General features: G+C 45.8%; 9 protein-coding genes and 1 pseudogene. All 10 read left to right on the forward strand.

Going from position 1 to position 8,886, the window contains the following annotated elements; genetic code table 11:
• Positions 1-464 (forward strand): annotated as a pseudogene (locus HEN33_RS23190) (hypothetical protein); the annotation flags it as partial.
• A gap of 108 nt (positions 465-572) precedes the next feature.
• Positions 573-773, forward strand: a complete 201-nt coding sequence (locus tag HEN33_RS23195) for a helix-turn-helix transcriptional regulator (protein WP_000507057.1) — start codon at positions 573-575, stop codon at positions 771-773.
• A gap of 36 nt (positions 774-809) precedes the next feature.
• Positions 810-1,682, forward strand: coding sequence for a hypothetical protein (locus tag HEN33_RS23200; protein ID WP_079978939.1), 873 nt, complete (start codon positions 810-812; stop codon positions 1,680-1,682).
• 22 nt (positions 1,683-1,704) lie between these two features.
• Positions 1,705-2,709 (forward strand): P2 family phage major capsid protein, encoded by a 1,005-nt coding sequence (locus tag HEN33_RS23205; RefSeq protein WP_052934917.1) that lies wholly within the window; start codon positions 1,705-1,707, stop codon positions 2,707-2,709.
• Between the two features lie 87 nt (positions 2,710-2,796).
• Entirely contained in the window at positions 2,797-3,387 is a 591-nt protein-coding gene (locus tag HEN33_RS23210) for a host cell division inhibitor Icd-like protein (protein WP_176263167.1), read from the forward strand.
• Positions 3,384-3,620, forward strand: coding sequence for a hypothetical protein (locus tag HEN33_RS23215; protein ID WP_000839712.1), 237 nt, complete (start codon positions 3,384-3,386; stop codon positions 3,618-3,620). The genes HEN33_RS23210 and HEN33_RS23215 overlap by 4 nt, the downstream gene beginning before the upstream one ends.
• On the forward strand, positions 3,613-4,023 hold the full coding sequence (locus HEN33_RS23220) for a hypothetical protein (protein WP_176263166.1): 411 nt from the start codon (positions 3,613-3,615) through the stop codon (positions 4,021-4,023). Before HEN33_RS23215 ends, HEN33_RS23220 begins: the two co-directional genes overlap by 8 nt.
• Positions 4,020-6,707 (forward strand): DUF927 domain-containing protein, encoded by a 2,688-nt coding sequence (locus tag HEN33_RS23225; RefSeq protein WP_176263165.1) that lies wholly within the window; start codon positions 4,020-4,022, stop codon positions 6,705-6,707. The genes HEN33_RS23220 and HEN33_RS23225 overlap by 4 nt, the downstream gene beginning before the upstream one ends.
• 282 nt (positions 6,708-6,989) lie before the next feature.
• Positions 6,990-7,262, forward strand: a complete 273-nt coding sequence (locus HEN33_RS23230) for an ogr/Delta-like zinc finger family protein (protein ID WP_000783296.1) — start codon at positions 6,990-6,992, stop codon at positions 7,260-7,262.
• A 670-nt stretch (positions 7,263-7,932) separates the two neighbouring features.
• Positions 7,933-8,856 carry a hypothetical protein gene (locus HEN33_RS23235; RefSeq protein ID WP_063979384.1) on the forward strand — a complete coding sequence of 308 codons (924 nt, stop codon included), beginning with the start codon at positions 7,933-7,935 and terminating at the stop codon, positions 8,854-8,856.
• Positions 8,857-8,886 lie beyond the last annotated feature (30 nt).

Genomic DNA, 8,886 nt, shown 5'->3' on the forward strand with positions numbered 1-8,886 from the left:
TCCAGAAGGATTTTATTTATTTTAGTGGGCAATTCCCAGTATACCCATCTCTTCTTGTTCCAGCAGGGGAAGTGTTTTCAGAATATATAAAGTTCTTTCAGATAGACTGGAAAAATTCTGATGGGCTTTTTTTTGAGCATGATGGATATATAGAAAGCGATGATGTTCGAAAACTGTATAATATTATTAATAATGATGTTTCTTCTTCGGAGGTATATAAGTCGCTATCAATTGCACAACAAGAGCGACATGCAACAAAGCGAAATCAAGTTTTGAGTGTGGCCATTTACCTTTACAAAGAAAACTCTAATATCAAAAAAGACAATGCTACAGCGCTAACAAAGCTTGTTTTTTCCCGAGCAGCCGAATTTTGGCCTGATAAGAAAGAACCGCCCTTATCATTCGAAGTAATCTGCAAAATGATTGCTAGTATTTTCAAAAAACCAATCTTTACAAATAATTAACATTATTGGTGAGTAAGTATTTTTTTGCTTACTCACCTTTTTTATATTTTTGAACGATGTTTTAATCCTCTTCGTTGATATAGATTGATACATAGAGAGGAACTCATTATGGGGTTTACTGATAATCGTCCTTCTGCTGACTCGCTCATTGATATGAAATTCATTACATCTGATTGTCTGTTTACTGATAAATGGATTTATAAACTGATTTCTCTAGGTCGTTTTCCTAAACCAATCAAATTAGGGCGTATGTCTCGATGGCGTGCCGGTGACTACTATGCTTGGCGTGATAGTCATTCTTCAGAGTAAAAACATTAGTATTAGTCGAATTTATAAGGAGTTTATATGAATTACCGTCTACAACCGGCGGGGAGTCAATACATATCCCTTCCAATTAAGAATGAATATGTTTCCGTGTTAGGAAACTATAAAGTAAGCCCGTTTAAAGAGACTCATAGCGACACGGCCTGTATTGTGCGTATTATTGAAATATATTCACTGAATAAGCTGCGCGCTAAAGGTGAAAAGTTGTATTCACTTACGGGGTTAACAGTACCTGATACGGAAGCTGTGGCGAATGAGATCAACCTGCTCCTGACCCGTTATGCCCAGTTGTGTCGTCTGGAAGAGGAAGAGTTATCTTTCAGGCAGCGTGAAGTGACAAATGCGGAAGTTGCATGGAAAAGCACATTCTCAAAAAACGGCGTCAGTAGCATTGCTGAAGCCAAAAAGAATAAAACGGGGCATGCTGAACGAGCGGATGCTGAACGATGTTACCATCTGGCTGTTTCCCGGCTGAATGAGCAACATAGCCGACTGAGCACAATCAAGCTTTTACCGGGCGTACTGGCCGATGAAGTTAACTACATTGGTAAGGGAGTTGAGAAGCGTTTACTGAACATATTTCCTCAATCCGGCCAGATCCCTGCTGATTTTATTTCTGTGTTTAATGACGGTGACGTTGTCCGTGATATTAAATTTATTACAGATGCACTCAAATCTTTGTCTGATTCTGTGAGTGAAATTATTAGCCGTTGTAGCGTTCCAACTGATCGTTATGTATTAAATAACGGTGGAATGGCAAGAGCTATGGCTTACAGGGAGTACTATCGAGCAGATAATTATGTATTACGTTCAGTCGTAAGTGACCGGGATTATGTTGAGCATGTAATGAAATACAATCGGGTTACTGAGTACAAAAATAAAATCTTTTCTTAAATACTTAAAAAGGTGAAAAACTATGTATGCCTTCAAAACTGAAAGGCCGGACGCAGCACGTCGTTATCATAATAAATTCGTCACTGGCACTAACTATCAGGAAGAATCAAACAGACGCTTTGCATTAAGCGAACCTACTGAAAATATACTGCGTACCTCAATTCTGGAATCCGGGTGGCTTATAAAAAATATCACCCTACGTGATGTTAACGCCGTGTCAGGTAATGCCGTCAATATTGGCGCCAGTGAACTGCATACCGGACGTGTGGATGGTGGCCGTTTCCACAAAAAAATGGCAATCAATGGTACGGAGTTTTTTCTGACAGAGACGGATACCTGCGCCCGGATCAGCTATTCCGATATGTCTCATATTTACCATACCGGCGTGCCGGATGAATTTGAGAAAACGGTTGAGAGCTTTTTTGCCCAGGCATATGCGCTGGACATGCTGCGGGTCGGTTTCAATGGTGTGTCGATTGCAAATACTACAAACCCGGAAATCAATAAAAAAGGCGAGGATGTCAATATTGGCTGGCATGCACTGGCGAAAGCCTACGGGAACGGGAAGCAAATCATCTCTGAGCCTGTCACGCTGGGAGAGACTGGCACCTGGAAAAATATTGATGCTCTGGCCAACCATCTGATTACTGAGCTTATTGCTGAGCAGTTTCGTGAAGATCCTCGTCTGGTTGTACTGGTTGGGGCAGAGCTGGCAGCACATCAACGCCTGAAGTTATTTAATGCCGCAGACCGCCCGGCTGATGTGAATGCTGCACAGATGGCTACAAGTTCTGTTGCTGGCCGCTTTGCGTTTATTCCCCCGTTTATGCCGGGTAAGCGTCTGGCTGTAACGACGCTGGATAATCTGCATATTTACACCCAGGCGATAACACGCTGGTTTCGTGCTGAGTTTGATGATGAAAACAGTGAATACGTACATTCCTACCTGCGCAATGAAGGCTATGCACTCGGTGAACCAGAACTGTACGCGGCTGTCGATGAGAGCGCCCTGACGTTTGCTGATTGACTTCGCGACAGAAAGACCCGCTCAGAGGCGGGTCTCGTTTACAGCATCAGGAAAAATGAAGAACTATTTTTAAGCAGAGGCTTAAGCATGCCAGCGTTAATTAATCCAGGCAATGATCAGTTTTCGGTTATAAATTTCTTGCCTCACCAGGAATGCGCGGGATATAGTTTAAAGGTTGCCGCAAAATCGGCAGCCGGGCGTAGGAACCCGTGTTATCTGAAGGCGATACTACACGCGCCAGGCGTGTTTTTTTGTGTCGCAGCTTTGACTCACCTAAAATTTATGGTGTGGTGGCTGATTGTATTTTTTTATTTTTTACGCCACATCATCAGAATTATGGTAGTCCAGGCGGGGCAGCTTTCGGGCTGGCCGGTATCCTTCAGAGCCGGTATTCCTACCCCCGTCTGGGCTACCACCCATGAGCGTAGGAACTCCGGTGGTAGCGTTACCCGCTATCTGAAGGAGGTTGCCATTATGGCTACAGTCCCTGCTTTATCTCACCCTGAATTTACCTTTGTCTTTCTGGCTGTCCGCCGTACAGACCGTGATGCCCGTCCACGCCCTGTGCGTGTAATCGAAGACTGCGAGCATGCTGCACGCCTTAAACTTGCCACTGAATTTATCCTGAGCTTTGCTGCCCGTATCCCTGTGAAAAGTGCCGGGGAGGTGGTTGCATGAAATCCATGAATTTTAAGCAAGGCTGCATATTGAGCGAACTGGGTGAGAGTCGTCTGTTACGGGCGGCACTGGCCAGTGAGTTTCTTGCAGAGGTCCTGTCCGTTCCCACAGTGAATGGAGCGAGAACTGTTTCAGCGGAAGGCGCTGCGGCTTTAGTGGCATGTATTGCCGAACAACTGGATGGCGTTGTTAAGGAAACCAGCACAATTAAGGGAGAGATGCGCGATGAATAATAATCAAAATTTAAAGGCGCATGCTTTACGAACAGCAGTCTTACGGTACTACATTGCTGATGCATTCATTTCCTTAATGGCGCGTGTTCATAATGAACCTGTTTATATTGAAGATAGCGAACGAATAGAACTCACCCACGAAAAAGTGGTGAGCAATATTATTTACCATATTGAAATGCCGTGGGTGAATGAGTTTGGGGCTGATGCTGGTTGCATACTGGCCGCAGAGAAACTGGAAAAAATGCTTAAACCGGGCTTTATGTCAGAAAATATTCGCCTGTCAGTTTTTGGTGTCACAGAGATGCGTGAGGTTTACCGGGATATTATTTTCGGTGCACCTGATGGCGAACTACCCGAAGGTTTTGAATTTGTGAAGCCGGAAGGTCAGGAGGTGCTGCTGTGAAAACACTGTCTGTATCCACTATTTCCGGGGCTGCGATTGGGCGCTGGCCTTATATCCTGTCAGCATTAGGTATCAAAGTACCGTCCGCAGGACATCATGGGGCTTGCCCTGCCTGTGGTGGCAAAGATCGCTTTCGACTGGACGATAAAGCGGGGCGTGGGACGTGGTTTTGTAATCAGTGCGGTCATGGCGATGGTCTTGATCTGGTTCGTCTGGTGACAGGAAGAAAGATAAAAGAAGCCGCCGGGATGGTATCTGAGGCGCTTGCATTACCAGAAATACAGGAGAAGCCCGCTTTGCCCGCCAGGAAAAAGGCCACAGGAAAAGAAGCGGGTGCGGAGCGATATACCAGACTCAGACAGCAGTCCTGCAATGGTGAGCCGGTCTATCTGACTAACAAGGGCTTACACGGGTATTCACTTCCCTTGCTGTCACAACCTTTGAATCTGGCCGGAATAACATTTTCCTCCGGTTCATTACTGCTGCCGTTGACGGATATTTCCGGGAATATTACCGGTGGTCAGCTTATCAATCCTGACGGGGATAAAAGTCTGCTGCCAGGTAGCCAGCTGTCTGGCGCATTCATTGCCCTGACCGATATACCCGCTGAAACACCTGAACAGGTGATTATCACTGAGGGTTTTGCCACGGCGCTTACCGTCAGTCTGCTGACTGAAGGATGGATCGTGGCGGCTGTCGCTGTCACCAATTTACTGAAGGTGACGGAGCAGATCCGAAAACGCTGGCCGGAAACCCGGATCATTCTGGCTGGCGATAATGATCTGGCTGACGGGAAAGAAAACACCGGGCGTATTCAGGCAGAGAAAGCCGCCAAAGCGGTGGATGGCTGGGTAACGCTTCCTCCGGTACGCCATAAGGCTGACTGGGATGATTATCGGCAGGAAGTGGGAAAAGAACGGGCGAGAGATGCCTTTCGTGAAGAAATGACGCTGCATGGCAAAGGGCAGACCCGTTTGCCAGAAGGATTCCGGCTGACAAAAGAATATTTGTGGTACGACAAGCTGGTTAATAAGTCTGATGGCGATACGGAGATACGTAATATCAAAATTTGCAGTCCGTTGCGGGTGACGGCAATCACCAGTGATGCTGATGGGAGTAATTACGGGCGTTTGCTGGAATGGGAAGATACCAACGGAAACAGCCGTAAATGGGCAATGCCGATGGAGATGCTGGGTGGTAGCGGGGAAGAGCTGCGCCGCGTTCTGTTGGTTAACGGACTTTCGTACATCAACATTAACGGCATGGCCAGAGCATTCCTGATGGAATATATCTCGCTGTGTAAACCGGACAGAAAAGTAACCTGTGTGAATAAAACGGGCTGGCACGGCGGGGTTTACGTTCTCCAGGATGAAGTGATAGGGCGCGAAGCCCAGTCAGTCATCTTACAAACATCGAGTGTGCAGGGGCGTGATTTTCGTGTCAGCGGCACATCAGAGGACTGGCGTGAAAATATAGGCCGTTACTGCATAAAGAATGCCCGTCTTGCCTTTGCAGTGAGTCTGGCATTTGCTGCCCCCCTTCTGAAACTGGTTGGTATCGGCGGTGGAGGTTATCACCTCAAAGGAGAATCAACAGACGGTAAAACCACGACGATGAAAGTGGCTGCATCAGTATGTGGTGGAACAGATTTCTGGCATACGTGGCGGGCGACGGGGAATGCCTTAGAAGGAACGGCGAGCCGCCGCAATGATGCCACGCTGATGCTCGATGAAATCCGGGAGGTTGACGGCAGGGAGGCGGGGAATATCGCTTATATGCTGGCTAACGGGCAGGGCAAAGCCAGAGCCAGAACAGATGGTTCGGTAAGGGAAACCAACCGCTGGAATCTGTTGTTTCTGTCCACCGGGGAACTGTCACTGGTGGAACATGCGGCAAGCGCCGGGGAACGTACGTATGCCGGGGTTGAGGTCAGAATGATCCAGATCCCAAGCGATTCAGGCAAATATGGCGTGTTTGAAGAACTTCATGGCTTCAGTAGCGGGAAAACCCTGGCTGAGCATCTTGAGCAGCATGTAGCGCATTATCATGGCGCACCATTCCGCGACTGGCTGCATTGCCTGACCGCTGATCTGCCGGAACTGACCAGCCAGGCGAAAGCCTTATTGAAAGAGTACACCCGAAGGCTGACGCCGGAAAATGCCGGGAATCAGGTTGGCCGGGCTGTTACCCGTTTTGCTCTGGTTGCGATGGCCGGGGAACTGGCCACAAAAGCGGGCATCACAGGATGGCCGGAGGGAGAGGCCTTTCGTGCCGCTCAACGTTGTCTGGCTGCATGGATGGCTGACCGGGGCCATACAGCTAATCAAGAAGATAAAGCGGCACTTGAACAGGTACGGGACTTCATGACGCGTAATCAGTTCAGTCGGTTTGCTGACTGGAATGACGACAGGAACCGGCCTATTTCAATGATGGGATTCAGAAAAGTCGATAAAGGAGACAACGTGACCGAGCCGGTTGTGACGTTCTACGTTCTCCCGTCAGGCTGGAAGGAGATCTGTAAGGGATTTGACTCGCGTAAGGTGGCCAGGTTGTGTGTGGACGCGGGCTGGCTGAAACCCGGTGAAGATGGCCGGACGCAAAACAGCATTCGCCTGCCAGAAATAGGGCTTAAACGTGTGTACCAGTTCAATACACAGGTACTGGGAAGCGCCGAACCTGAGTAATCATCGCGTGAGTCTTATTTTTATGAGGTAACACTGGTAACAGAGGTAACACCCGTTACTGATGCGGTTCTTCAGTGTTACCAGTCAAAAATACTGACTGGTAACACTGGTAACAAAAAATGGTGTGTTACCACGCGTTACCTCTTGATTATGCTAACTGGTAACAGATTAAATCCTTTTAAATCAATAGCGTTACACGTGTTACCAGTGTTACACGTTCAGAACAAGAGGTAGGGAGCCAAATCCCTTCTTCTGGCGGGCAACAGTATAGGGCACAGAACGATGAAGATGATGAGAATGTACTGCCCCACATGTCAGGCAGTAGCGCGGATAGGTAAAACAAACAGGAAACACCCACAACTGTACGATGTGTACTGCTATTGCTCTAATGTGGAGTGCGGTCACTCGTTTGTGATGAATGTTGCTTTCTCCCATTCCGTTAGTCCAAGCGCGCTGAACGGGCAGGGAAGGGTTAAAGAGCTAATTGATGCAATTCCACCCGAGGAACGGGAAAAGGCTTTAAAGTTGCTGCTGGCTGCGCAAAAGAATAGGTAAAGTATGCGTCGGGAATGGCCGATCCGTTCCCGGAACCTGAACACAGGATTTCAGTTTATACGGATATAAAATTATTATTTTTCAACTGGTTATGTTTTTCATATTTCACAAGCCTTCATAAAATCACACACCTAAAATAAATTATCCATTTAATATCATAGTGTTGCGTATTCAGGCCACAAATGCGACGGACAGTAAAACTGAAAAAAGCTGAATTTCTTTTCATTCTTTTCAGTTCCTGTCTCGCAGTGTATCCCCAGTACGGGCGTGGGCTGGCGGTATCGTTTGTAAAAAATCACAACTGAAAAATTTTCGTGATATGAAAACCGCAGGCGGGTGCGGTGTAGTGCGATTTTTGTGTGCAGCTCGTTTATTTGCCTTGGCTTCGTGTGCGGCGATAGAGCCTATCGAGCTGTGTTTGGTGAAGGGGGGCATATTATGTTTTGATAGGCCTGTAATTGTTCTATGGCCTTAGAGCGAGCTTTGCACACGGGTTACAAGTTTGATTATGTCACTTCGCTTCTTTTTGTCTTCTTCAGGCATTCTGGAAAAAACTTCAAATCCGGCTAAGTTTGAAGTAATCTCAGGTTGTGGTATTGAATAATAAAGTTACTAATTTACCATTGAAACTATTAGCTTGATGGTTTCCTCACAGTAGAAAGGATTTAAGATGAAAGTCAGACGAATTGGAATTTCTTTAACTAATAAAAATAAAACAATTCGCTTTTCGGATTTCATAAATTACTTGATCCCATTTAATGGAGAAAGAATGGGGTTCGAGGGAGGGGAGCGATTTTTCCTTTTCCATGAAGATGATGTGTTTTTTTCAGGCGTCGTATTATCCTTTAAGGATCAGCGAAGAGATTGTAGAGCAAGATTTCAGGATGGACAATTTACTATCCACACGGCTGATATTCTTGATGATGAAAAGTTAATTGATTTTAATTTTTTTGTTGTTAAGAAAGACTCTTTGAAAGGCCTTTACGAGTACTATCACAACTCTTGCAGTATACATGTCTTGTTTGCTTTGCTTCGTAATAAATTCAATGCATTGAAAGCGGATAAAATTTCTAATTACATTGCTGATAATCTGGCATTGGGGCGTGAAAAAGCTGAGGCTAAGGGTAAAAGAGAATATGCAGGAAGACTTTCTACATCTATTTTAATAGATAATAGAGATATACCTACTGTACTGGCTGAATATGCTAAGGTTAAGAAAATAGAAATGTTGTTCGATGCTCAGCAATTCGCTGTTGGGCATGCAGTTGCACTACAAAGAAGTTCGCGTGAGGTTAAAGTATCTTTTAATATTACGGATTCTGAACAATCTAATATTGATAGACTAACCCAAGGTGTCGTTGAGCTTGCTGGCAATGTGGGTTTCAAAAAAGGAAGCGTTAGCACCGTGGATAGTGATGATATAGAGCGAACTATTTCTATATTAAATTGTCCTAAAAGATTAGGAGAGTGTGAGTTCGAAGATTTAGCTCATAGGATTGATGGCTTGACAGTAGAAAATTTCCATGAGAATGAGATACTTGTCGAGCTCAAAAGGGAAATAAATGAGGGGGAGTATCGTGCGCTCTTTAATTAGATATATAGTTCAGTTCCCTATGGCCAGTAT

This window comes from Escherichia sp. 94.0001 (genome assembly GCF_013369155.2).
In the GTDB taxonomy this organism is placed as follows: domain Bacteria; phylum Pseudomonadota; class Gammaproteobacteria; order Enterobacterales; family Enterobacteriaceae; genus Escherichia; species Escherichia coli_F.